We start from the raw sequence: 25,470 nt of genomic DNA, 5'->3' as shown, positions 1-25,470 counted from the left end.
GTTTGTTAACAAAGCAGTTATTTAAACAATTGTCTATTTTCCTGTGTAGAGCAAAAACAAGGGCGCACTCCACATGCGCCCCTGTCCGTCACAGGATCTTAAATTTACTTTCCTCCGTTGACGGAAGAAACCGCTTGGAAGGCCTTCATAATGCCTTTGTCCTTCAGCACCTTCATAAAGATGCCGCCAACGACCGTCCGGTGCTGGAAGCCGATTTGACGCGCGGTAACCGTATCCGTCCAGTCGGAGAACTGTACGCGGTCTTCCGTCTCGTTCAGCATATCCCAGATCGGACTGACCAGCTCTTCGAAGTCGTTCCGGTTATCCGACAGCGCGGCCGACCAGACAAGCCAGTCGTTCTTCGTATAGTTGGCGCGGTTGTCGAGCGGCGTGCCGTAATCGTTGCTCATTTTTTTATACCAGCTAATCTCATTGTCAATCATCTCTTTGGAGAACAGCTCCGTGCCGAACAGCACATCCCAGATCAGGTTGTACTTGAGGCTCCACGTGCCTTCCGAGCCAAAAGCCAGCTTCGTATGGTCGCCATCCGCCGCAAGCTGCTCCCATTGCACGGCCATTTCCTTCGCCTTGGCCATGTAACGGCCTGCCGTTTCTTCATCGCCTTGCAGTTTCTTCAGGATCGAATAGCTTGCTACGCCCATAACCGCCTTCACGGACAGGTTCGCGTTGCGCGCAAGGTGGCCGGCGAAGTCATCCGTGCACAGCTGGTTTTCAGGATCCAGACCGAACTCGGTCAAGTAGTCCGCCCACTCGCCCAAAATATCGATATGGCTGAACAGGTAGTCGCGGTTGCCGCCGGCAATAGCAACGGAAGCCGCCATGCAAAGCATGTTGCCGCATTCCTCAACCGGCATTTGTCCCTCGCGCTGGTTCTCGCTGTATACCTGGCCGTTGCCGATCGGGTATTGGCCGATATCATGCGGCGCGAATTCGAAGGTCCAAGCATCGCTCTCCGCATATTTCAGAATCGGGCGAATCATCCCTTCCACCAGCTCCGGTGCGTACAGCAGGAACATCGGAACGGATGGGTAGCTGACGTCAACCGTAGCCATGCAGCCGTTGCTGTAGCATTCCTTGGACAGGAACAGGATCTCGCCTTCCGTATCGAGGACAAGCTTATGCGCAGCGATAGCCTGGCGATAGGATAATGCCAGCAGATCCGCATAACGGCTTCCGCCGGATTGTTCACCTTCGGCAATGATTTGTTTATCGAAAGCAGCGCAGCGCTCGAGCAGGCTCTCGTATTCCGAGAATGCGGCCGCAATCATTTCCTGCGTGCTTTGTCCGTTACGTTTCCAATAAGCTTGCAGCTTCTCGCCGAAATATTCAATCGCAATCACATCGTCGTAAGCGAGCACGGCCAGGTGTTTTTCCGTTACGGAGCCAACGCTGCCGATATTGTAGACAAGCGCCATTACCGGCTGTACGTCCGCAACAACCTGAGCTTCCGTCTGTGCCGGAGATTCGGCCAATTTCTCGTTGCGAACAAAGTTTTTGCGGATATGCGCAGGCGCTATGTAGCCGCTCACTTGATCGGATTTCTCCGCGTTCAGGTAGAAGTAACCCCAGTCAATGCGGTGGTCGTCGCCGGAACGGTTCACGGGCTCTTGCGTCTCATGAGCAATCTGCAGCGAAATCAAGCCGTCCGTTTCCTCTTTCTTGCTGATAACGGCTTGCTTGGATTGATCCACGCACCATTCGCCGGTAACGTCGAAGTAAATCTGCACGTCATGCTCCTCGCCGTCGGTCGAGCGTACTTCAAAGGCTACGTAAGAAGCCGGTCTCGACAACACGTCCAGGTCATTCAGAAGCAGCGGAGAAGTAAAGCGGACCGTCAATTCGATTCCTGCCGATTGGAACGTATAAACCGTGCTGAGCGGAGATACGGATACGCTCTTCTGCTCCATCGCCTGCGGTTCCGTGTAGTAGCGCTCAGCGTTAGGCTCTACCAGCCCTGCAAAACGTTGAACCATTCCGTCAATTCGGATCAGGCCGGTCATGCCATGCCGTTGTCCCGTCCAATGGCGGGTAAAGTCATCCGTAAGACGGTCCGCTTGGGACCATACACTGAAATAAGGATCTACCGTTACGAGAGGGACTGCAGGAGGACGAATTGCGCTCATGAAAACAACTCCTTTATCATATTAACATTTGTTATAATGGATATATTATAATGCTATATTAAATTTTATGTCAATGAGCAAAACGGGCGATGTACAGGTTTTTCTCCCTAGTGGTCTTACACACAATCCAATTCCAAGCTTGGTTCATATTCATACCTTAACACTAAGAATGAAAAGGACTGTGATTATGCCCAATCTAGCAGCTGAGATGTATTTGGAATTATTGAAGAAAACGATTCTATTTGAAATCTGGCTGGAGCATGAGCCCGGCGCCACGAAGGAGAACCGCCTTCAAGGCCTCGATTGGCCCATTATTGCGCATAGCATGATCGGCCGGATCCGGATGAACAACCTTCATATGCTGATGAACGACGTCATCGCCAACAACGTTCAGGGGGACTTTATTGAAACCGGCGTCTGGCGCGGCGGAGCATGCATCTTTATGGCGGGTTATTTGAAAGCGCATGGCGTACGGAACCGCAAGGTGCTTGTGGCCGATTCCTTCGAAGGATTGCCGAAGCCCGACCCGCAATATCCGATCGACGCAACCTCCAAGTTTCACGAACAGGACTTTTTGCGCGTTTCCTTGCCCGAGGTACAGGGTAATTTCAAAAAATATGACTTGCTGGACGACAGCGTTGTCTTCCTGAAAGGCTGGTTCAAGGACACGCTGCCTACGGCGCCAACGGAAAAAATCGCCATTGCCCGCCTCGACGGCGACATGTACTCCTCGACAATGGATGCGCTGAACAACCTCTATCCGAAAGTATCCGTCGGCGGCTACGTCATCATTGACGACTACTCCATCGGCTATTGCGCCGCAGCCGTGCATGATTTCCGCGCTGCCCATAACATCACGGACCCGCTCGTGACCATCGATATTACCGGCGTGTATTGGAAAAAGACGAAGTAAGCTGGAGGAGCAAAAAGGAGCAACCGGCGGTTGCTCCTTTTTGCTGCGACCAAAGCATATTTAGTGGACCAAATCCAACGTAGAGAGACATAGCAACAAAAAAGAGTAAATTTACTGGAGGAAATCCAATCTGCCGAGAGTCGCCCCTTACTACCTGCTTCAAGCAACTGATCTTTTCAAATAAAAAGAGGCTCCCCAGGTCATCTTAGATGACTTCGGGCAGCCCCTTTATCATGCCGCTATCTATCGTCTACAGCCTCTCACTTTTTCGCAAAGCGAGAAGTGCGTCTCCCAGCTCTACGAGCTCCTGTCTGAGCAGGATTTTATCCGTATACTTGGACGGGATCCCGTCGTATCCCCAGTAGATGCCGGCAAGTCCGCCTGCGATGGCGCCAATCGTATCGGAATCGCCGCCTTTGTTCGCCGCACGCTGCACCACATCCTCGAAGTTCTCAGCCGTAAGCAGATGATGGACAACCCATTCCATCGTGTGAACAACAAACCCGTCCGGCGGAGATGCCGACGCGGCACCGTTCAGCAGTTGTTCATAACGGGTTCCGGTTATTTCGGCTCGGATAGCAGCAGCCAGCTGTTCCCCTTCCAGCAGTCGAGCGGCAATCCGGTTATAGATGAGACAAGCTTCCGCCGCCAGCGGATCCTCATGCGTCATTTCCGATTGACGTCTCGTTACCTCTTCGATCAATGCCGCATCCCCATAAGCAAGAGCAACAGGCAAACAACGCATCAACGTTCCGTTCCCCGCCGTTTTTCCGCCGAGCAACATACCAGCCTTTCTCGCCGCCTCCGTCCAGCTTCCGTCATAGAGACCAAATACCGTCCGAATAATGTTTCCGATATCCTTCGGATGGGTAGCCTTCCACGCCATAAAATACTCACCGATCGCCTCGATCGGATCCTGCGGATTGCGCAATATCCCTTTTGCTACCGCTATCGTCATCGCCGTATCGTCCGTAATCTCTCCGGCTTCAAGCTGCCAGACGCCTCCGCCAACGATCTCCTCCAGCCAGCCATACTTGCGCCGGATTTCCGCTTCGCTCATAAACTCCGTTGTTCCGCCCAGCGCATCGCCAACCGCAACCCCAAACAAACCGCCCAGAATTCGGTTTCTCATCACCGTAACACCCCCGTCCATTCATATGGATTTCTGTATTTCTCGTATCGCCCGAGAACGGCTTTGACCTGCTGCACCCTCTCCTCCAGGCTGCCGCGAAGCGGAATAAAAGGAATCTTGCGCTCAATAAGATCTGCCACAATCTGCTTCTGGAAAGTAGACCTGTTGACCTCACCCGAGCGGTCCGGCGTATCGTCATACGGAATATCATCCTCGCAAAGGAAGACGAGGTCATATCGCGAAGCGCAGCGAACCGCCAGCTCCCCCAGCTTGGGATGAGCTTCGCCATGATAGTAGAGCGAAAACATATAAGTCGTAATCGCATTCGTATCGACAAACAGCACATCCCTTGCCTCAAGCAGCAAACGCTCCTCCCGCTCCAGATGGCCCTCCGCAATCTCGACCAGCTGTTCCAGCGTCAAGCGGCGTTCGATCTGATGCACCTCCCAATATTCCCGGCCATACTCCGGCATCCAGACGGTCTTCAGCTCTTCGGCCAAACGGGCGGCAAGCGTTGTTTTGCCGGTAGAAGGGGCTCCGAGGAATACGACATTCGTAATAAGATCCCGGTAAACGACCGGATCCACCAAGCTTTTATTTTCAAACAAACCCTCTCTCACCTTCGTGCCGGATACGGGAAACGTCTCCCGCAGCGGATCGACCTGACGATTAACCGCCCCAAGCGCTTCGCTCATATGCTCGCCGTAGAATTCGCTGGAATAGAAATGAGTAATTTTCCTGCCTCCAAGCAAACCCAAGATATAATTCTCCTGTACACGCTTGATCTCGGGCGTATCCCCGCTGTCCGACGGACCGTCCCAAGCTTCCAGCACTTCCACGGTTGGATACAGCTTGCGAATCCAGCGAGCCCGAACCGATAATGGCACCGGGGTCACCTCCGGACTGTCGTAAATAACGACAATCAGATGGTCGACTTCGCGCAGCGCCGTCTCCAACACATGCTGATGGCCGCGGTGAAACGGAGCAAATTTGCCCAGCGTCAACCCGACTTTTTCACCCGACATAGGTGTTCACCTCATCCTGCTGAGCCTGTATAGCTGAGGCTCTCCGCGCATATTCCCGCTTCCACTCCACAAGCCCCATAATCGCAATGCCGAGAAAAATAACATATAAGAACGATGTCGCGTACAGCTCCTTGTAGTAATACATCCCAATCGAAAGAACGTCTACGACGATCCAGAAATACCAGCTTTGCAGGATTTTGTACGAGAGCAGGAACTGGGCGACCAAGCTTAGTGTAGCGATAAAAGCATCCAGATAAGGAATAGACGCATCGGTATAACGCTCAAGAATGTAACCCCACGCCACTGTGAACACAACCAGGAACGCAAGTAACAGCGAAGCCATTCGCGGAGTCCAGGTTCTTGTTGGCCGAACGGCCGCCCCTTCTCGTTTAGTCATCCATACGGCCCAGCCATAAAGGCTAAGCACGAAAAAGAATACCTGCAGCGTCATATCCGCATAAAGCTTCACGTCCAGGAACATATAGAAAAAGCAGGCTACGTTGACCAAGCTAATCGGCCAGGTCCACAGCTTCTCCTTCGCGGTCAGCCATACGGCCGCCAGCCCGGTTGTTGTAGCCGCAATCTCGATGGCGCTCGACGATGTAAAATAAGCGACCGCCAGGATCGCCGCAAGCAGTCCCAGCATCGATAGATTTTGTTTCATTATGTTAATCTCCTCCTAAAATGAATGATCACCGAAATGGCCATTTTCTGGCCTATTGTGATGATTCATACCTCGTAAGCATTCGCTCATTAGCTATAAATCGAAAGCTCCGGCACAAAGCCGGTAAAACGGTACAGCTGCGCCGCACGCTGCGAATACTGATTGGATTGCTTCAAGCTTCCGTCCGCGTGGCGGACTTCTTCAATTAGACCCTTGCGGCTTTGCGTGGAGGTCACTTTGCGGATAAAATTCTTCTCTTCAAACGCCGGTACAACCGTCTGAATGATCTGATACAGTTCTCCGATCGTAAATTCCTCCGGTAAAAACTCCTTGGCGATTGGCTCAGTCACCATCTGCTGCTGAATCCGCCGGTAAGCGTCACGTATAATGTCATGATGGTCAAAAGCCAGCTCCATCTCGAGCGCTTCGCTTAGCGAGAATAGCTGCACATCCTCCGCATCGTCCGATGCCCGCCGGTCTCGCAGGTAACGTTCATTGACGAGCGCGCAAAATGCATGGTTGATCATCCAGCCCCGAGGGTCGCGACCGGGCTTGCTGTACACCTTGAGAAATTCCATGTGCACCTGTTCGACACCGGCCTCCTCCTTCAGCTCCCGGATCGCGCATTCCTCAACGGTCTCCGTCTCGCGGGTAAATCCGCCAGGCAACGCCCATTGCCCTTCAAAAGGCCATGCCTTCCGCCGAATCAGCAGCACCTGCAGCTCCCTGTTAGGAAGAGCTTTCTTTGCCGTCTCTTTCTCCTGCGAGGTAATCGTAAAGATAACAATATCCGTAGGCGCACCATCGGGAGTCCGGTAGTTGCTGGCGGAATAATTCGTTTCGTTTTCGTTCAGGTTCAAGGGTACTGGGCCTCCTCCGCAACTCATATTATCAATTTGATAATATCAATATGACATAATGATAAGAGATGTTCAAGTACTTTCTGGAAAAAAGAAATGACCGCATACGCGAAGTATGCGGTCATTTCCATTTCTTTTATTTCAAAACAATCCGTTCCTGCTCATCGGATTGCACGTAATCCAGCTCAATGGCTTTTTGAATGCCGCCGCGAATCACCCGGTCAAGCGCATTGCCAGATCGTGCGTAGCCGAGCAATTTCACAACCTGCTTGATCAAATCCTCCTGCGGCAGGCTGATTTGCGCAGCAAGGACGGCCTTCACCGCGGCTGCGACTTCCTCAAGCGGCAGCTCCTCTGCCGCCCGCCTTGCTTCTTCGGTTGCAACCCTGTACCGGTCGTAACCTGACGGTTCGCTGCCCTCCGGCCAGTAGAATACAGCTCCATCTGTGACCGTCTCCACAGGCTTAAGCCGTACAATCAGGTCGGCGAGACGTTGGTCAAGCTTAGCTCCTAGACGGGTAATTCCCCATGCCTGCAGCACCCGCTTCGCCAGCAGACTGCGGCTGATTGGTCCTTCCTCGCGGATGACCTGCCTGATCTGTCCAAGGATCAGCTCCGTCGATGCGGGAGAATAGAAGAGGTCTGTTCCAAGCGTAACCGGTTCAAGCTGGCAAGGGATATACGAAAGCGATGAATCCTGCTTACCCGTGGCTTCAACCGCTGCGGGTTCTTCCGAAGCTTCCTCAACATCCGCATCCGCAGCAGTAGAAGAAGCGGTCGCCGAATGAATCGTTACAACCGGTTCAGGAGGAGCAACCGGCACTGCCACAGGCGTTCTTTCCTTGGCTTGCTCAATAGCTCCGACCACCTGCCGGATTACATTCCCCTTGTTCTCCCACCATTCCGGACTCCATACGCGAATTAGGTTCCAGCCAAGCTGCTCCAGCACCTGCTCGCGTAAAATATCCCGGTCGCGGGCAGCCTCCGCATCCCGGTACATCGGTCCGTCAAGCAATATCCCAAGCACATATTGCCCTTTATTCACCGGATCAAGTACCCCGAGATCAATCCGGTAGCCCGACGCGCCTACATGCTGCTCCGTTTCATAACCAAGAGCCTTCAGCTCTTCGGCTAGACTGCGGTGCAGATTGGACACCAGCGAAATTTGCTCGGCAGCTGAGCTAGCCGGCAGCGCGCGCTGGCCTTTTTCCGCGTAATCCAGGAAGGCTTTGAGGCCAAGAACGCCAGGCGAGCTGATCCGGCTCGCGTTCAAATGATGCGACATTAACGTCGAGTAGACCAGCATCTCATATCTGGCACGGGATACGGCGACGTTCAGACGGCGCCAGCCGCCCTGCCGGTTCAGCGGTCCAAAGTTCAGATTCACTTTGCCGGCTGAATCCGGTCCGTACCCAACGGAGAACAGGATCACATCCCGCTCATCGCCCTGCACATTCTCCAGGTTTTTCACAAAGATGGGCTCCGGAAGCTTCGCAAATAACAGATCCAGCTCCTGATCCTGCTTCATTGCCTCCTCGAGCAGATCCTCGATCAAGGTCTGCTGCACGGAGCTAAATGTTACCACCCCAATACTGTGCTGGCGCAAGACCGGATCCTTCACTCTGCGGATCATCTCCGCCACAACCGCTTCGCCCTCCGCCCGGTTCTGCTTCGAACGTCCACGGTCGTAATAACCTTCGATGGGAATAAGAGTCACGCTGGAAACCGGCTCATCCGGAGACGGGAAGGTCATCAGCTTGTTCTCGTAATAATGCGCGTTGCTGAAGGCAATCAGGCTCTCATGCCGGCTTCGGTAATGCCAAGTGAGATGCCGCTCCGGCATGCCAAGCGCCAGACAGTCGTCCAAGATGCTTTCCATATCCTGCAGCGCTTCTTCCTCATCCGCCTCGCTTGAGTTCTTCGAGAAGAAGCTTGTTGGCGGCAGCTGCTTCGGATCGCCTACGATAACGGCTTGATGCCCTCTGGCGAGCGCTCCAACCGCTTGAGCCGTCGGCACCTGGGACGCTTCGTCAAAGATAACCAGATCAAACTTGGCGCCATTCGTATCCAAATACTGCGCAACCGAAATCGGACTCATCAGCATGCAAGGCGTCAGCCTTGGAAGTAAATTCGGGATTGTCTCGAACAGCTTGCGAATCGAGAGATTCCGTCCCCCGCTGCGAATAGCTCGCTGCAAAATACCCGCCTCGGAGCTTTGCGCGGCTTCTACCGTCATTTGCGGGATTTTGGCCGATAAGCGTGCCGCAATCTCCTGCTGAGTTAAGCTCAAATATTGCTGATCCGCGGCTCTGAACCGCTCGATCGTATCCTCGAATAATTTGCCCGAGAAGGCTTGCAGACTTTGATCTCTTGCAATCATATAGTTGGCAATGGATTTGTACAGTCCTCTCTCATAGGCGGCAATCAACTGGGCATTAGCGACCTGACCTTCCTCATACGGCGTAATAAGAGACAACAAGCCTGCTTCTACCGCTTCCGTGCGGACCCTGCGCCAAGTCGTCCATTCGCGCAGCCTCTCGATATGAGCGGACCAAAGCTTCGCTTTGTCAGCGATATAGACCAGCCACTCCCCTGCGGTCTCTGATGTCCGCAGCTTCTCGAACGGAATGCTGAGCAGCCGGGCAAGCTCCAGCTCATCCGCCTTAATCCGTTGATCAAGGCTTCCTGCTCCTTGCAGGAGGGTAATCTGAGCCTGGTCATGACGGCTATCCAGAAGGACATCCGTCATTTGCTGTCTCAAGGAATTCGCAGCAGTCCGGCTGCCGGACCATTGAACAAGCGTTGCTTGCAGCTTTTCTACCCAATCGCAGGCTGCAGCAAGCTCCTCCCATTTGCCATCCTCCGCATCCGCCCATGCCTGACCAAGATAAGGCGCCACAGCTGTCTTCATCGTCTTCAGCTTCAACTCTTCTTCCTGCCAGGCGGTTAGTTCCACGAGAGCGGGCTTAACCTGATCCTTAGCGAAGGAAGAGGAATTAGCTGCCAGGCCTTTTAGTCGTTTAAAAATACGCTTTTGCCCCGACCACTTCGGCAGGAACCATTGAAGCTCCGTCCGATCCCATTCCGCCAGTACCGACTTTGCGTCCAGCGTGGTGACTTCAGGAGTGAATCTAGCGAACACCTTCGCCCGGAGCTGATCTCTGCGCTTGCCTTGCTCGGCCGTTGCCCTCACTTGTGCCACTGCCTCTTCGACATCGGCAGCCTGAAGGAAGGCCGGCTTGATCTCGGGAACTCGGCTCGCCAGCTCGCAGAGCTGCACCAGCACCTGAAGACGCTGATAACTGAGACTATCCGCATCCACAATCAGCTTAAGGCGTTCCACAGCCTGGCTCACGGCTTCACGCAGCTGGCCCAGCAGCGGAATATACCGCTTCAGCACCTGATCGGCTTCCGATTTGATCGCTTGCGAGTAGGTAGTAAGCTCGGCATCTCTTAATGGATGAAGATGCGGCTCTCCGCAATCCGCTCCCGCGATTTGCAGGCGTGCCGCGAGATCCTTCCAGAGGATCAGCTTTCCCGGGGTTAAAGCTTCTATGGAAGCATCGTCGAAACGGACGACATCCGGAGCTTCTCCCGCCTGCTCGTACCCGGCTATCGCTTCGAATAAAGTCAGGCCGAAGGGATACTTGCGGTGAAGAGCCGATACATAACCGTTCAGCTCGTTCCTGAGCTGGAACAGACGGTCCGCTTGGCTGCTCCAGGAATCCGGTGCCGGGATCTTTTTCGCCTCAATAGCGGCAGCTAATTGATCCAGAACGGATTTTTTCGTGCTCTTATTCGAATGCAGCTCCAGGCAAAATGGACCAAGCCCAATCTGCTCCAAACGGCGCTGCACGACGGATAAGGCCGCCATTTTCTCCGCGACGAACAAGACCCGCTTCCCTTGCGCCAGCGCATTAGCAATCATGTTCGTAATGGTCTGCGATTTGCCCGTTCCCGGAGGACCATGAAGGACAAAGCTTTGACCGCCTGCCGCCGCGCGCACCGCCGATAACTGCGAGGAATCCGCGCTGATCGGAATCGATAACCGAGTCGGATGATCCAGATCAAGCGGAGTTGTCTCCTCCGGCTGCTCCGCCCATTTCAACTGGCCTTCCATCAGACTAGCCACGATTTTATTGCGGGCAAGCTTATCGGCATGCGTGCGGATATCATTCCACATGACGAATTGGCCGAAAGAGAACAAGCCCAGGTAAGCGGTCTCCTCCACATCCCATCTCGGAACCTGAATAAGCGCATGGCGGAACACATGGAATACCTGCTTCAGGGCAATGCCCTTCTCATCTCTAGGCAGAGGGTCGAGCCCGTCAATGCCGATGCCGTAATCCTGCTTCAGCATTTCCAGCAGCGTGATGTTCATCTGCGGCTCTTCGTCTCTGGCCCGGATGACATAACCTTGCCGCGAGGACTTCCGGATAATATCAACCGGAATCAAAGCAATTGGCGCATAACGAGGCAGCTCGCTGACCGGAGTCTCATACCATTTCAGAAGGCCAAGCGCCAAATACAGCGTGTTGGCCCCATTTTCCTCAAGGGAGACTCTGGCCGAACGGTACAGATGCACCATTCTTCTCTCCAGCTCCACCGCTTCCAGATCGACGCGCAGACGCTTCCGGTTGAACTCCTCTCTCAGAAGCTGAGCCAGCGGGTGATCGTTATTAATGCTCTGGTACAAATCCGCATTCCGGCCGTTGTTCTGCCAGTCGTTCGGCTTGGCAAGCAGCTGGAATTCCTCTCCGTCCGCCAGCGCGTCCTCCAAGTCACCTAATTGAGCGGTAATGACCGGAATACTCGACTTAGACAAACGGAAGTTAAGAAGCGAATTACGGAGCGTCAGATCCAGCAGCCTGCGTTCCCATAACTTCTGGCGAGGGGATTGCGACAAAGCTTCCACTTCGAGCGGTTTTTCCAAAACATCAACCAGCCCAGGCGCAGCGGCATCCGTCTCGCCGGGTGTTACCGCTTGAGGCTCCAAAATCCAGCCTTCCGGCGTAGCCGTACGAATCGGCAGCGGGCGTACCGCCGCAGACCGGGCTCTTCGAATATCCAGCACGCAGTCGAACTGGTCGGGATCCTGGAGATGTTTTTCGGCTAAGCCAACCGCTTGATCAAAGCTTGCCGTCTCTCCTTCCACGAAAGCCGTCGCTTCCACCACGCAGATCTGGTTCATACCCGAAGCGATCCGCTTCGTTAAGACGGAGATATCATCCTGCACGCTTTCCGCAAAGGTCTCCTCCTCCAGCCATAAGCCGGAGAACGCATGCCCTTTCGTGAAGACGAGCAGCGGATGCAGCCCAACCGCCTCCAGACAAGCCGTGTAGAGAAGAGACAGGTCCAGACAATTGCCCATGCGGTGCGTAAAGATCGTCTCCGGCAGACGTACGCGCTGACCAATAACTTCAAAGCTTGGAGGCGCTACGTTATACGCGATTTTCCGGTTCTGCAAAGCTGCGTAGATGGCAGCCGCTTGCGTGCGCACCTTATTCGGGTCCTTGCTCTGGTAAGCGGTGAACGAGGAGCTTCCGGTCCATTTGGCCAAAATATCTGCGGCTTCCCGGACGACCTGCGCAATATGATGATGATTCGGCATGACAAAAGCCGCCGTCAGCTCCGGCAGCACGGCAAGCCCGCTCCACTCATCGAAGGCTAATACGGCTATCGCCCCGCGTTCGCGGTAGACTTCCGAATCCCCTTGCAGAATCTGCAAAGTAAGCGTCCCAGTTAACCGTTCTGACAAATTAGCCAGAAAAGACGCCGACATCTGAAGGTTAACCGTTCCGAGATTAAGCGATTGGCCGGCAGGCAGCAGGCTGTAGCTTTTGCTCCACTCGTAAGCAAACTCCGGCTCGGCTGTAAGCCGCACCGTAAAGTTAATTAGATCCTCATCCGTATGATTATGTATTTCTATCGATCTGACGACCGGTACGTGATTTTGCTGAATGCCGTAATTGACAATCTCGCTGTAGGACCAGTCGCAGGATATACGTTTGTTATCCAAAGGCTTCGAACCTCCTTGCTCTATCAAATGATGTCAGTAGATTTACTATAGCACTTAAGAATTATTATTTCTGCTAAATTCGACATGAAAAAAGAGAGAGGTAAACTGGACCCTACAGTCTTTAGGCTGTAAGAACAGTTTTGTTCCTCTCTCTTTTTTAAACAGATCGCTCCACTATTATACTGTTACATCCCGACAATCATGTCTATAGATAAAAAATGGCAACTACAGCGTCATCGCCTGCCCGTAACGGGCCAAATACGCTTCCTTATCCTTGTAATCGGGCATGATGCTTCCGACCAGTCGCCAGAAGGATCGGTCATGGTTCATATGCGTAAGATGGCAGAGCTCATGGATAATGACATAATCGATCACTTCAACCGGTGCCATCGCGAGGCGGTAGTTGAAGGTCAGCTTTTTGCTGGAGCTGCAGCTTCCCCACTTAGTCGCCGATTCGACAATATCAATCGACTTAGGTCTGACCTTCAGCTTCTCCTGGTACAGTTTAATCCGCTCCGCTACAACCTTCTTGCAGCTTGCAAAATAAAACTTCCGAAGATTCAGCCTCAGCTCCTCTTCCGTTAAGCCTTCCGTCTCGATCAATTCATGGAGAGAATAGTATTTGCCGAGGTGAAGGAATCTCCCTTCGTCCTCATACTCCCTGGTCTTAGGCGCTGCAGCTTGCGCCTTAGCAATGGTCTGCAGCCTGCTTACGATTTCTTTTTCATGCTGCTTCACAGCCTGCCGGATCACTTCATCGCTTGTATCGTTAGGAGCCTTCACCGTAATATGCCCCATGGAATCCATCTGGAGATACAGCTTCTTCCTGACGCCATAGAGGACGTTCACGTCTATCGTGTAATTATCTAACTGAACCTTCATAGTCACCATCGTTCCTAGTCATTGTATAGGTATACAATAACACAAAGACACCCTATCAGCCGCTGTTCTTCCCGAACTTCGCTTCCGATAGGGTGTGCTTTTTACAATAATGCCTGTGTACGTGGCCACCGTTTACTCCCCGCGAACCAGTCGAAAGCCTTGATCCGGTCCAAAGCCGTTAGGCTCGAACTTGCCGCGGAAGGCCGATTCGGCGCTGCCGATATCGCCAATCCAGCCGCCGCCTTTGACGACTCGCATCGCACCTTGCGGTACATCCTGCCCGACGTACCAGTCCCAGCACCATTCCCGTACATTCCCCGTCATATCGTATAAGCCTAATTCGTTAGGCTTCTTGATGCCGATCGTTTTGGTCGTATCGTGGTTGTTCTCGATCGCAGGCCAGGTCCAGTCTCCCTCTAGATACTTGTCCCCGGCATTTCTCCAATACCAGGCGACTTCGTTCACATTATTGCTGCCGCTGTAGGTAAAGCTCTTGCTCTGCTGTCCGCCGCTTGCGGCATATTCCCATTCCGCCTCCGTCGGTAGCCGGTACCCGTTAGCTCCCTCATTGATCGTAACCGTCCATTTGAGCTGATCGTGCTCGCTCTTGTTATTCAGATCCTTCGTGTTCTTGTCTATGCTGTAATAAGGCTTAAGCCCTTCCTTCGTGCTTCTCGCATTGCAATATTCAATCACGTCGTACCAGCTGACCATCTCGACCGGCAGCTTGGCGCCGCTGAACTGGGAGGGGTTGCTTCCCATCACGTTAACCCACTCTTCCTGCGTGACCTCGTATTTGCCGATATAGAAGTCCGGGAGCTTGATGTCTTTCCCATAATAGCTCGACTTCTTATTCGCGAAAGCTCCGCCCTTCACCAGCACAAAGCTATCATCCTTGTTATTCTCCGACTTGGCGGAAGACTGAACCACGGCCTCCGCTTGAGCAGGCTGTTTCTGCGCACTCTTGTCCGGCTGCGGCTCCTCCGAGCAAGCGCTAACCAAGATTAATGCTGCTAATAGAGAGCAGGTTAAAAGCTTTCTCATCGGTTATTCTCCTTTGAGCATTCGAAATAGAGAAGGCCGCCGTCAGGGAGACCGGCCGGCCTTGGCTCTTTTTTTTTCCTATGGTAAAAAGCAATCAGGCTCTCTTAGTAACTGATCAGATTACCATACCGTTACGTTCGAGCTGCCGCTGCTTTGATAGCCTTCCGTCGCGAGGACCTGGTAGGACCAGCTGCTGCCCAGGTTCATGCCTTTGCTTGCCCAAGCGTTAACATGGTTGCTGAAGGTGATGGCGACGTTGCTGCCAGTTGCTCTCTTCGATTGACGGACGCTCCAGTATTGCGTGAAAGTAGCCGTTCCATCAATGGATGGAGCGTTGACGCGTTGTGCCGTGTAGATATCGTAAGTGCCGCCGTCGCTGCTCACCGTCCCTTTATAAGTACCGGTAGGCCGGTATGTACCCCAGCTGTCCACCACGTAGTATTCGATCAGGGAATTTCTAGTCCATCCGTAGAGAGTCAGATAACCGTTGCCGTTAGGCGCCCATACGCCTGCGTTGTAGTTAATAACACGGGAAGCAGAGCCGGTAGTCCAGCCTTTACCTACAACGAAGTTGCCGGTATTCGACCAATTCACGCTATAGTTGCCGCCGGAACCGTTAACCGCGTTCACCGTTCCGCCGCCATCCGTCCAGTTCTGCCAGTAGTCTGTTGCCGCATTTGCCGTTGCCGCGAATAAACCAATACTCATGGATGCTGCCAGTACTGCTGTCATAACCTTCTTTTTCAACTTAAACATAATCTACCTCCTGGGATTTTGATATGGCTTGTCACAACATTGTACCTACGACTTAACGTGAATCATCTCTGCGCGCTGATACTCTATGAAGTAGATTGTTATTGTGTCTGACCCTCTCTGCTAAGCTTGGCGGCCACCTCCTTCTGAACAAGATTATAAAAGGAAAACGCTTTCATTATAAGGATCAAATTAAAGGGTTATCCCCCTAGAATTTAGGCTATGTTTAAATTCTTGGGATACTAATTGAAACATATAAAAGATAAGTGTATCTTCCCGATGAAAAAATACTACAATTATTAATTGTTATTACATTTAGATTACTCGCTCATTTCCACCTTAAGAATTGCTCCAATGCATCTTCGTGTGTGGCTAGATTCTTTAAAATTTTAAAGGATTGTTGTAAATCAAAAAAACTCCATATCAATTTTAAATAGATACTGAAAAACCTATTGGATCCCAATTTCCTGTACAAACTTCCAAATCGTAGAATGTCTATATCATCAACATTTTGTAGTATCTTAACGTAAAAATTAACTGGATTAAGCATTTTCGCCTTGATAAAAATCTTAAATCCAGTAAGAAAACAACGATTAGTGTAGTACAAAAGCCCGCAAATTGATAAACACAATAATAAAAAATATGAAAATAGCCGTGGTTTAGGCCACGACTGGATCCCTAATATTCCACTTAATCAATCGCTTTTTTCTCAATTAAATCCTCATTATCATATTCACTGACGCAATCACAAGCGATGGCTTGTTCTAAACATCTAGGACATTGCTCAACATCACATCCTGGAACGTGATAATCGCCTTTCTCCCCCAAACATTCAGAACAACGTTTCCGGTTGATTTCCACCTTTCTGCCGTTATTAATTTCTTCGCCAAATCTAATCCTAGGGTAAACAGAGCCGTCTGCAAACTCATAATCTGTTATATCTCTGGATTCGATATAATTTCTTGGAAATTTCTTATGTACTTCTTGTGAGAAGTACACTATAAAGTCCGTTTGAAAAAATTCCATAAGAGATGCTTCTTCAAACCAGTATTCTTCGTCAATGCAACTATGCAATTCACAATCAAGAAACCTGAAATGAAATGATGTAATAAACTCAAACAGTACAGAGTATTTAGCCTTCAATTCATGCAGAGAGAGATCAACTTCGAAGTGCATCATTTGATTCCTTATTTCAATTGCTTTTCTTAAGGTCAAAATATCATCTTTATTTAAATCAAGTTCCATAATATTAAGCAATCTCTCAATAGCCAAAGAAAGAGAAATTGTATTTTTCGGTTTATCTATATTTTCGTATATAAGATACTTATTAGTTTGCCTGATCTTTTCTTTAACTAATAATTCAATGGCTTGGACTAAATTGATAAAAGTCATTTTCCAATTTCTATAATCAATCTCGGTAAGACGATAAAAAAGCAATGATGAGTTAATGAAATCATAGGCATTTTCAAGTAAATTCATTTTCAATCGCATCTGTACATATCTCCTATATGTTTTTACGAGATGTATTACTGTATGAGCTTACCATTTGCAAACCAAACTAATTGTGGTTTATGGGGGTTGAGTGTTTTTGTGGGAAATTCAATAAATAAACCATGTGTATAATTCAACATATTATTATGGGCAATTGTTGTGTAGCACTCCAGCTTTAAGTAATCAAAGCTCCTGTCTACTTGACTGGTTGACTTTTTAATTTCAATTATTAAAAGGTTACTTTGATTTCCCCCCCGCTTATGGATAACAATATCAGGATATACTGTCAGAACGGTGAGTTCACTATCATCAGCATATTCTTTCTTCTTGCTTATGATTTCATTCTTCATGGCAGTAACCTTATCAATCCTTATATTCTTTGAATCACGTTCTTCATCAATGTTTTTGTTATATTCACAATCAACATCCATTTCTTTAAATTCAGTTTGGAGATATAAACCAAGCCTGTGTGCAATTGTTCTTTCATTTAAATTGTGTATTAGTAGGTATACGTCACGCTCATATAGAATATCAATCGCTCTCATAACCTTTTTCTCAATAAATTTCACATTCCTTCACCTTTCATAGAGCAGAATTTTGAATTAGTTCTTTTATCCATTTGCGCAATTCTGTTAACCTCTTAACCATCTTTTTAAAGTAAATAATTAGCTTTCTACGTGTGGCGATGTTCTCTATATCGTATCATTTTCTCGGCTCGCAAATAACACCGCTGATCTTTCTTTAGTCAAGGAGCTGTTGAGAAGGGTGTTATACTTGTCCGACTCCTTCCTCCATTCTTATTATCGTTGGAATCAAGGTCAGTATCAGCTGTTCAAGTGATGAACATACCCTCTTTCTTATCTCTTATTTCATACTCAACCGCCATTTCGGTTAATGCCTTTTCTCAAGCAGCTTTATATGTGAAGTCAAATGAACAGATACGTATTATGGATAGCTATGTGTTAAGGAAATCTCGTATCAAACCAACACCTCACCTCTTTGCTCTTTCCTCACGAAGAACTCGATCAGTTGTGAATCTGAATTTGTTTTTAGCAATTGGCGTTCGTAGTTTCATTCGAATTTATCTCTTTGATGCTGAATTATATTTCTCAATTCCACTATGGAATAGGCGGGCTTACGTTTATGAAGCATTGCATGACAGTTGGGACAAACAGGCCTTAGGTCTCTAATAGGGTCAATTACATATTCACTACCAATAAGATGTAGTTCCGTTAGGTGATGAACATGAATGAAGTCCTTTCCTAAATAACCAAACACGCTTTTAAAGTTAAAACCGCAAACCATACAATTTAAGCCATAGTGTTCAATACATCTTTTTCTCGCCAAAGGGTTTCGTTCATAAACGTTGACATGTACTTGTTTTAACGCACCCTCATAATACTTTTCGGGTTCATTCACTTCCTCGGAAAGTCTCTCAGGATGATTTTCACTTAAATCATCGAAACTCCATTTGATTCTGACTTTACCGATCTCGCTGTCTTCATATTCCTTAGCAGTCCCCTTACCTAAGAAGAGAAAATTAGTATCACTACTGTCTTCTCTGACAAAAATGTAAACTGATTTATTCTGAGAGTTGATCATAGATTGTATTGATGCGTGCCTTAACTTTGAGCCATCTTTTCCAAACCAAATCAGATCATCCCCATCAAATGCATTCGGATGATCATGACCTGTTCTACCTGCGGTTCCCACGTTGGCAAATATAAAACTGTTACCGTTATAGCGTGTGTATCCAGTGTCCCAATTCCCTCCTTGTTGGGCTTCTGGAACTTTTACGATACGGTAGATGTCTTTTCTTGAGTAGTACTGACCTACTACAAGCTCATATGAATCATGTGTATTATTTTCATTTTCTACAACGGTAAAGCCTAGCCTTATAAGGAAACCGTTTGCTTCGTCACCGCCGCTAAATTCTGATGGAGCAAGTTCACTTCCATTCGCATAGAAATTTGCAATACTAAGTACATATTTAGGTGGATATTGTTGTTCCTGGTATACCAAATTAAATTTTCTAGATTCTCTTCCATCTGGAATCCCAACTTGGTCTATCTGTTCAATCGCTGAGAGTATATGATGTTGAAGTATGTTCTTTGGGATTGGCATATGAGTTTAGCCCCTTTTTTGTTGTCTGTGGTTCTTTTGCATTCAGGAAGGACCTCCCTCCCCTCCTATAATTATCAACGAAGATATATTGATTCTACTTGTCAGTTTCATATTCGGAGGTAAAATTAAGCACTGATAAACCGTTGGGCAGTTTGCCAAATTATTTACAAAATGCCTCAACGTAGTTAACCCTACCTCCTTAAACTTTATAGGCGGTACTTAAGTTTATGATTTGGGTGTATTCCTAATTAATTTTCTTTGAGCAACAGCAAAAGTATTATTAATGGAAATTTTATAAGACTAGAGGCTCAGTCACTGAGCATAGACAATCCATTTTATTTATTTTATAAGATGAAAATTCATATCAACTATTTTCAAGATACAATACTTTCTTACTATATAGTTATCATTGATTTTTACTGTTTCTCCATTAAAAGAATCTATTGTTCCTACTTCAGTTATATCTCCATCAAACCACACTTCTATCTTGCTTTGTAAATAGATACACTTTGCAATTTCTGAATCAGAGCCTATTATCCTCGGTTTCATTGTACCCTCCTATAATAAAAAAGGTGTTGCATACTACACAGCAACACCTTTAATGATATTAATTCACAACATCAAGTTCATCTAGTGAGATTACTTTGAAGCACTCTTCTATATCTCGATAGGTAAGACTTTCTTCGCTTAGGGTATTACCAATATGTTCCTTTGTAAATAAATCGAAGCCTTGGTCTTTTACTAATACTGCTCTTATTTTTCTAAGCACTCCTGCTGTCTTTAAAGCCAATTCACGAATAGAAGCGCAGTTAATATGATATAGCTCTCTTGAATGTGGCAATGCATCTTTACGAATTGAACTTTTATGACTGATTAAAATGGCATCTACGTTCGAATCTTCTGATATATTACAATTTTCTATTATCCATTTTTTATGTCCACTTGTTTGTCTACATGCATCTATATAGACCGGGTCTTTCTCATTTTCTTCAGTTTTTGCTTCAAATCCTAAGAATCTATTCCTTAATGACCATATACCATCAGGTGTTCCATCGCCAATAGGTTTACCAGAGTCAAATCCTAAATACTGTCCGAGCAGTCCCAAACCTTGCTCAAACTTCTTAGATTCATCACTCTTTATTAAATCTATAAATTGTTTCATGTTTTTTTCAAATTTTTGACCATGAAGCCCTAGCCCGCTGAGTACTGAATCAATATTTTCAATCTGAGTAGATAAATAAGGATCTACTCTAGGGACATCTTTCTCAGCAGGAATATGATGAATTAATTCTGATAGCCACGAAACTGCATTTGTGCTTCTAAGTGCTGTTGAATAATATTGTTTATCTAAGTTTGAATCAATGGGAAGGATCCCCTTGGCTAAATACGCCGCATTTCCAGCCAAATAATTCCACCAGGCACGGTAACCATCTAGTTCTCTTCCACCACTTAAATTTTCAATAACCACTTTAACTTTCTCAAGAGCACGACTTAACTCTTTCTTCCATAGCGCATATACAAAATCAACTTCATTTTCAACACTTAACACAAGCTTTTTAACCTCTGCTTTAGGCTTCTTCTCATACTCTTCACGTATTTCTGTTATTGCATCGTTAATTGAATTATAGTAGTCCTCATCAGTAATAAAATCGTTCATGAAATCAACCATTTCATCTACTGTTTCGATTTTTTCTGAGTTTTCCAAGCCGAAATCTAATTCAGCTTGGATTTCAGGATGGAATCCTACTCGATTTTCAACCTTTGCACAAAACTTCATTAATTTTGAATCAATCATTAGAACGTTTGCGAAATCATCACTTGAACGTGTACAACGACCAAGCGCTTGTGTTATTCTTGTCTTCACTAATTCGTTTAATACGGAATTAGCATTTAATCTATTCCACATAAATGCCTCTTGTAAATTAGTCGCCTCCGGCATTCCGAACACAATCTGCAATCGACAAATATCTCCCGAAAGGTCGATTCCATCATATCTATTTGTTAAGATAAGAACTGCCTTTTTTTTGGAGATGAACGAATCCAAACTATCTTCAATATCTGTAGATTGAAGAATATTAAAGCTTGGTAATTCTTTTTCAACTCTTGATTTAAAAAATTGAGCCGCTCTATTATCTGGGCATAACACCAATGCTCTGCCATGATTTTTTATTGCCTTCAATGCAACTTCAATCGACTCATCCGGATTAAACACCCTATTTGGGAATAAAATCAATCTGCGACCATTACTATACTTATCCCAACCTTTTGGGATTGGAATTTTATCAATTTTTCTTACTCCTGTAATTCTTTCAAGTTCTCCACCTTCGCCAAGAGTAGCAGACATATAGATTCTTTGTTTAGCTCTGCTAAAAGCCGAATGTGTCTGAGTTGGCGAAATAAGTGGTCTTATATTAATTTCTCCCCAAGAAAAGTACATCTGGCAGGATTCTAAATTTTCATTTATCATTGACCAAGCGTATTTAGCACTTTTCCCACAGTTTGAAATATTAGCTTCAAGAAGCTCTATTAATTGAGGAAGTTTCTCTAAGTATTTGGGATATGGAATTAGGTCATATATAGGTTTATAAAATTCCATGTCGTCATTCATAATTCTGTTGTAATGATAATCATTAATATCGTTTCTGAATAAGTCAATAATACTCTCGAAAACTTCTTTATTCTCTTTCCTCTTTATCTCAGTTGTCCAAAGAGAAGAAATATAGTTTTCAGCAGAATGAGCGTCATCAAATATAATTGTATCTGCATCGTTCAACTTTGGATTAGTATTATAAACTGCACTATATGTGGTTATAGCAATTGCCTTGTTTGTTACATAATCTCCGTATTCATCATCAGGATAGCTATTTTGTGGCCCTATTAATAAACTTGCGTTAATTCCATATTCTTTCGCTTTTGCGTAAACTTGACTTGCAAGTTGACGAGTAGGACATAAATAAAGGACTTGCTCTTGATTACATCTTCTCCGATACTCCGCAATAAGTAGACCTATTAACGTTTTACCTGTACCAGTCGGTAACTCAATTGCAATATCCTGTTTATTTTTAAAATTATTATAGTAATCACGTAAAATATCCGCTTGTTGAGACCATAGACCTTTCACATTTGGAATTTGTAGTTCTCTAAATATGGACTCAGGGTCTTTTTCTATAATTTTTCCTACTTTAGGCTTAACAAACTCGAATTTCTTCTTCTCCGTCAACAAAAACTCCCCTTTTAAATTCAAAAAGATTTGATTTACTTTGATATAATCCTATTCTATTCGACCAGAAACGAAAAGTATGTCGAAATTTGTAAACTGATAGTTTGTTTTTATTGGTTTTCAGTTATAATATGCAGGTAAGTATTGCCATTAAAAGTTATCTAATATCATTCATTACAATCAGGGAGGTACAAATCTAATGAAAAAAAAAGCCAAATCTACTTCAATCATGTATGATATTGAAGGGAATATCGTTGAATACCACAATCTTCAAGATAAAGGTCCTTGGTATCAACACGGTATAGAAAAAGAAAATGTTTTTGTCAGCAAATTTGGAGAGCAGCTTAATATTGGAATTAATCCAGAAAAAGAGCATAACGTATATGCACCTGACCTAATTCAAGGTACTAGTATTGGCGATTTAAAGACAGTAAACACACCTTTCTTTGCCGCATCACTTTATAAACTTGATCCACAATTCACTGTTACATTTAATACTACAGACCGTAGAGATTATAAAGGAAAAGAATTAGATATATATTTTTGGGTTGAATGGCTTCCAATACGCCGTGTTACTACCTATGAAGATGGGCGAGAATATGTTACAAGGGTAAATCCTATGCATGGTGTATGGTATATTCCATTTTCTCAATTAGATAAGATTTTAGAATCTGCTGATATACATGAATATAAAGAGAGAGTAGGAGATACTAACGGAAATGCAACTCATAGCTATGTGTTAGATTTACGAAACCCTGCATTTCAACAAATACTTTAGAATTACCTTACTTGATGAAATAATCAAATGATAATAAAAAATACCCTTCTCACCATAGTGAGTTGGGTATTTTCCTAGTTTCGTCCACTATTAAACCGAACGAGTTTTTCCCAATCAATATTCCCTTCGACGTCACAGAAGCCCTTAATAAATTCTAATGTGAAACGGTTAACGGCTGCATCCCAATGTTGCTTATATGACAGTAAATGCTCTTGAGGTTTATTTTTCATTAATCGAATAATTTTAAGATAAAATTCTGAATCTCCTGTTATCTCTTCCCAAAAATCTTGACCGGCCAACTCCCGGAACGCAGCAGTCTCTACATTTTTTTGTTTTTTCTTCCCGTAGCTATATCCAACTATCGGGTCAAAATGCTTCTGCAATTTACGCAATCGATTCCCAAGCGCTTTAAAATCATCTACTTGCCGCCTTTTACTTTGTGCATTAAATACACTAGTACCACTTTTTACAGCGATTGCTCTATATGTAGTTTTTGTTTCAATAGCAACATCCACACCTTCTGATGGAGAAACCACTCCACCAGAAACAAACTTAGCAAGAGGCTCAAAGAATGCATCACCGAAGATACCTTCATCACTACTGGACATGTAGGCACTCAAGAGACCTTCAACGATTTCAGATGCTTTTTGAACTCCAATTGCACGATATAAATATGGATTTTTTCTTTTTAGCGTCTGTTTTAGTTTTAGCCCTGTAATTTTATCTGTTCGCCTTTTATAAAATTCATCAAGAAGCTCTCCTATTTTCTCTTCTAATTGATGGGCATCAATCATCAATATCCCCCCACACTTCTTCTAAAAGCCAATTACTAATATACCTTTTATTGGCAGGATAAGTCTAGCACTTACGTAAAGATACTTTTTCAAAATCCTTATTTGTTAAATACACATTTCGAACAGCGATAACCAAATACCAACACTGTTCATCATACAAGCTTGAAATAAATCTTTTAGAAATTGATAATTTGTTGCAGCACGTCCTGCTTCAATTTCTAACACAGTTTCAAATTCCTTATTATAAGCATCAGCTTCAAAGGCGGTAGGCACTTATTACTGATAATACTCCGTTACTTGTTTATAAATTTATCAACGTATGCCATCAATTGTTGTGGTATAACTTAAGATTTGGGGTAAAAATGCCAGCTAATCAACTTTATGTTATCCCCTAACGTTAATTTATTCAGCCTTACCAACTGCAATTTGTTCAACAGCACTATGGTGAATTTCATTCATATTTTGATGGACGGACGTTCCACGTAGTCTTCGTGTTTTAATCATTGCTTCATTATTAGCAACTGCAATTAGCATTTGTCCAATTGCCTTACCTAGACCAATTGGCACTGCATTTCCAATCTGCCTATAACAATCACTTATACCGCCCTCTATTTTCCAATCTTCTGGAAATTGTTGAATACGTGCATACTCTCGTACCGAAAGCGGACGGTCTTGTGTTGGATGACAGAGCATGGTCGCTTTTTGCACAGGACTAGTAACTAGCGTAGGAGCTGGTTGATTGTAGTCTAAACGCCGATAAAAGCCAACTTTACCTCCACCGCTTTGATACGCGCCGCCCATTGCAATTGGTATTAGTTCTTCCGGTAAATGTCTCCAATTCCCTCCCATTGGAACTTCACGAAGAAATTTAATTCTTTCAGGCGAGAAACTTGCACAAGGGCCCACCGGTTCATTCTCCAATACCTCAATTGCATCTCGTAAAGTATTCCATCTACTAGCCGGGTCTTGGTGAATTTGAAAATGTGTTGGCTTAGGTAAGAATATATCTTCATTGTCACGAGAACCAATAATAACCAAACGCTCCCTAAATTGAGGCACTCCATAATGTGCAGCATCTAAAACACCATAAACAATTCTGTAACCTAGTTCTGTAAATGTTTCTTTGATTATCTCAAACGCAGAGCCTGGTAATTCTTCAGGTTCAAGATGCTTGTCCTCTCTATCTTTTAACGGTTTGTGTTTTAAGGGAACTGATAATAATCCTTTGACGTTTTCCATTACGAAAAATCTTGGACGAATTACCCTAATAGCCTGGATAAACTCCATAAATAAGCTGCCACGCGGGTCATTAGTCCCTAGTCGCTTTCCTGCTGTACTAAATGGTTGACAAGGTGGCCCACCAACAACTGCGAATGCTTCCCCTGGGACAAGCCCAGCTGGTTCAAGTAAAAATCGACATTCTGGGTCTTCTGAGATTAACTTTCTAATATCACCAGGTATACTTTTATGACCATTAGCTTCCGCTGTCTTAACACACCAAGGGTCGAAATCTTGCGAAATTTTTATATCCAGGCCTGCTTCACGAAGTCCTAAATCTAAGCCCATAGCTCCGCTGAACAATGATATTACGGGGTATGACATTATAAAATCTCCTTTCGAAAAAACA

General features: G+C 46.2%; 19 protein-coding genes. 2 read left to right on the top strand and 17 right to left on the bottom strand.

Annotation, left to right across the window (positions count from 1 at the left end; translation table 11 throughout):
- Nucleotides 1–104: 104 nt before the first annotated feature.
- Nucleotides 105–2,144 carry a glutaminase family protein gene (locus WFJ73_RS16765; protein ID WP_336774160.1) on the bottom strand — a complete coding sequence of 680 codons (2,040 nt, stop codon included), beginning with the start codon at nucleotides 2,142–2,144 and terminating at the stop codon, nucleotides 105–107.
- A 187-nt stretch (nucleotides 2,145–2,331) separates the two neighbouring features.
- Between WFJ73_RS16765 and WFJ73_RS16760 the strand changes: the two genes are divergently transcribed.
- Nucleotides 2,332–3,057 (top strand): TylF/MycF family methyltransferase, encoded by a 726-nt coding sequence (locus WFJ73_RS16760; protein WP_127492902.1) that lies wholly within the window; start codon nucleotides 2,332–2,334, stop codon nucleotides 3,055–3,057.
- Nucleotides 3,058–3,307: 250 nt separating this feature from the next.
- On the opposite strand, the gene WFJ73_RS16755 is transcribed toward WFJ73_RS16760, so the two are convergent.
- The 13 genes from WFJ73_RS16755 to WFJ73_RS16695 form a co-directional block, all read right to left on the bottom strand.
- Nucleotides 3,308–4,189 carry an ADP-ribosylglycohydrolase family protein gene (locus WFJ73_RS16755; RefSeq protein WP_336774445.1) on the bottom strand — a complete coding sequence of 294 codons (882 nt, stop codon included), beginning with the start codon at nucleotides 4,187–4,189 and terminating at the stop codon, nucleotides 3,308–3,310.
- Nucleotides 4,189–5,214: an AAA family ATPase gene (locus tag WFJ73_RS16750; RefSeq protein ID WP_336774159.1), complete on the bottom strand. Its 1,026-nt coding sequence runs from the start codon at nucleotides 5,212–5,214 to the stop codon at nucleotides 4,189–4,191. Before WFJ73_RS16750 ends, WFJ73_RS16755 begins: the two co-directional genes overlap by 1 nt.
- Nucleotides 5,204–5,878: a nicotinamide riboside transporter PnuC gene (gene pnuC, locus WFJ73_RS16745; protein WP_336774158.1), complete on the bottom strand. Its 675-nt coding sequence runs from the start codon at nucleotides 5,876–5,878 to the stop codon at nucleotides 5,204–5,206. The genes WFJ73_RS16750 and pnuC overlap by 11 nt, the downstream gene beginning before the upstream one ends.
- 89 nt (nucleotides 5,879–5,967) lie before the next feature.
- A complete protein-coding gene (locus WFJ73_RS16740; RefSeq protein ID WP_442955958.1) occupies nucleotides 5,968–6,765 on the bottom strand; it encodes an NUDIX domain-containing protein in 798 nt (265 codons plus the stop codon).
- 109 nt (nucleotides 6,766–6,874) lie between these two features.
- Nucleotides 6,875–12,757, bottom strand: a complete 5,883-nt coding sequence (locus tag WFJ73_RS16735) for a DUF3320 domain-containing protein (RefSeq protein ID WP_336774156.1) — start codon at nucleotides 12,755–12,757, stop codon at nucleotides 6,875–6,877.
- Nucleotides 12,758–12,982: 225 nt separating this feature from the next.
- The gene (locus WFJ73_RS16730; RefSeq protein ID WP_336774155.1) at nucleotides 12,983–13,639 is read right to left on the bottom strand and encodes a M48 family metallopeptidase; all 657 of its coding nucleotides are present in this window, start codon (nucleotides 13,637–13,639) and stop codon (nucleotides 12,983–12,985) included.
- A 132-nt stretch (nucleotides 13,640–13,771) separates the two neighbouring features.
- Nucleotides 13,772–14,683, bottom strand: a complete 912-nt coding sequence (locus tag WFJ73_RS16725) for a formylglycine-generating enzyme family protein (protein ID WP_336774154.1) — start codon at nucleotides 14,681–14,683, stop codon at nucleotides 13,772–13,774.
- A gap of 120 nt (nucleotides 14,684–14,803) precedes the next feature.
- Nucleotides 14,804–15,439, bottom strand: coding sequence for a glycoside hydrolase family 11 protein (locus WFJ73_RS16720; protein WP_336774153.1), 636 nt, complete (start codon nucleotides 15,437–15,439; stop codon nucleotides 14,804–14,806).
- A gap of 687 nt (nucleotides 15,440–16,126) precedes the next feature.
- Nucleotides 16,127–16,927, bottom strand: coding sequence for a hypothetical protein (locus tag WFJ73_RS16715; RefSeq protein ID WP_336774152.1), 801 nt, complete (start codon nucleotides 16,925–16,927; stop codon nucleotides 16,127–16,129).
- Nucleotides 16,928–16,962: 35 nt separating this feature from the next.
- Nucleotides 16,963–17,496, bottom strand: coding sequence for a hypothetical protein (locus WFJ73_RS16710; protein WP_336774151.1), 534 nt, complete (start codon nucleotides 17,494–17,496; stop codon nucleotides 16,963–16,965).
- Nucleotides 17,497–17,998: 502 nt separating this feature from the next.
- Nucleotides 17,999–19,051, bottom strand: coding sequence for a DUF3427 domain-containing protein (locus WFJ73_RS16705; RefSeq protein WP_336774150.1), 1,053 nt, complete (start codon nucleotides 19,049–19,051; stop codon nucleotides 17,999–18,001).
- Between the two features lie 339 nt (nucleotides 19,052–19,390).
- Entirely contained in the window at nucleotides 19,391–19,600 is a 210-nt protein-coding gene (locus WFJ73_RS16700) for a hypothetical protein (RefSeq protein ID WP_336774149.1), read from the bottom strand.
- A gap of 58 nt (nucleotides 19,601–19,658) precedes the next feature.
- The gene (locus WFJ73_RS16695) at nucleotides 19,659–22,271 is read right to left on the bottom strand and encodes a DEAD/DEAH box helicase (protein ID WP_336774148.1); all 2,613 of its coding nucleotides are present in this window, start codon (nucleotides 22,269–22,271) and stop codon (nucleotides 19,659–19,661) included.
- 199 nt (nucleotides 22,272–22,470) lie between these two features.
- Between WFJ73_RS16695 and WFJ73_RS16690 the strand changes: the two genes are divergently transcribed.
- A complete protein-coding gene (locus tag WFJ73_RS16690; protein WP_336774147.1) occupies nucleotides 22,471–23,049 on the top strand; it encodes a hypothetical protein in 579 nt (192 codons plus the stop codon).
- 74 nt (nucleotides 23,050–23,123) lie between these two features.
- Here the strand turns inward: WFJ73_RS16690 and WFJ73_RS16685 are convergent, their stop codons facing one another.
- The 3 genes from WFJ73_RS16685 to WFJ73_RS16675 form a co-directional block, all read right to left on the bottom strand.
- Complete coding sequence (locus WFJ73_RS16685) at nucleotides 23,124–23,843, bottom strand: PmeII family type II restriction endonuclease (protein WP_336774146.1); 720 nt, start codon at nucleotides 23,841–23,843, stop codon at nucleotides 23,124–23,126.
- Between the two features lie 105 nt (nucleotides 23,844–23,948).
- Nucleotides 23,949–24,116: a hypothetical protein gene (locus WFJ73_RS16680; protein WP_336774145.1), complete on the bottom strand. Its 168-nt coding sequence runs from the start codon at nucleotides 24,114–24,116 to the stop codon at nucleotides 23,949–23,951.
- Nucleotides 24,117–24,245: 129 nt separating this feature from the next.
- Nucleotides 24,246–25,445, bottom strand: a complete 1,200-nt coding sequence (locus WFJ73_RS16675) for a DNA cytosine methyltransferase (protein ID WP_336774144.1) — start codon at nucleotides 25,443–25,445, stop codon at nucleotides 24,246–24,248.
- Between the last annotated feature and the right edge of the window lie 25 nt (nucleotides 25,446–25,470).

Source organism: Paenibacillus sp. MMO-58, assembly GCF_037146255.1.
Lineage (GTDB): Bacteria > Bacillota > Bacilli > Paenibacillales > Paenibacillaceae > Pristimantibacillus.
This window is presented reverse-complemented; position numbering and strand designations above follow the sequence as displayed.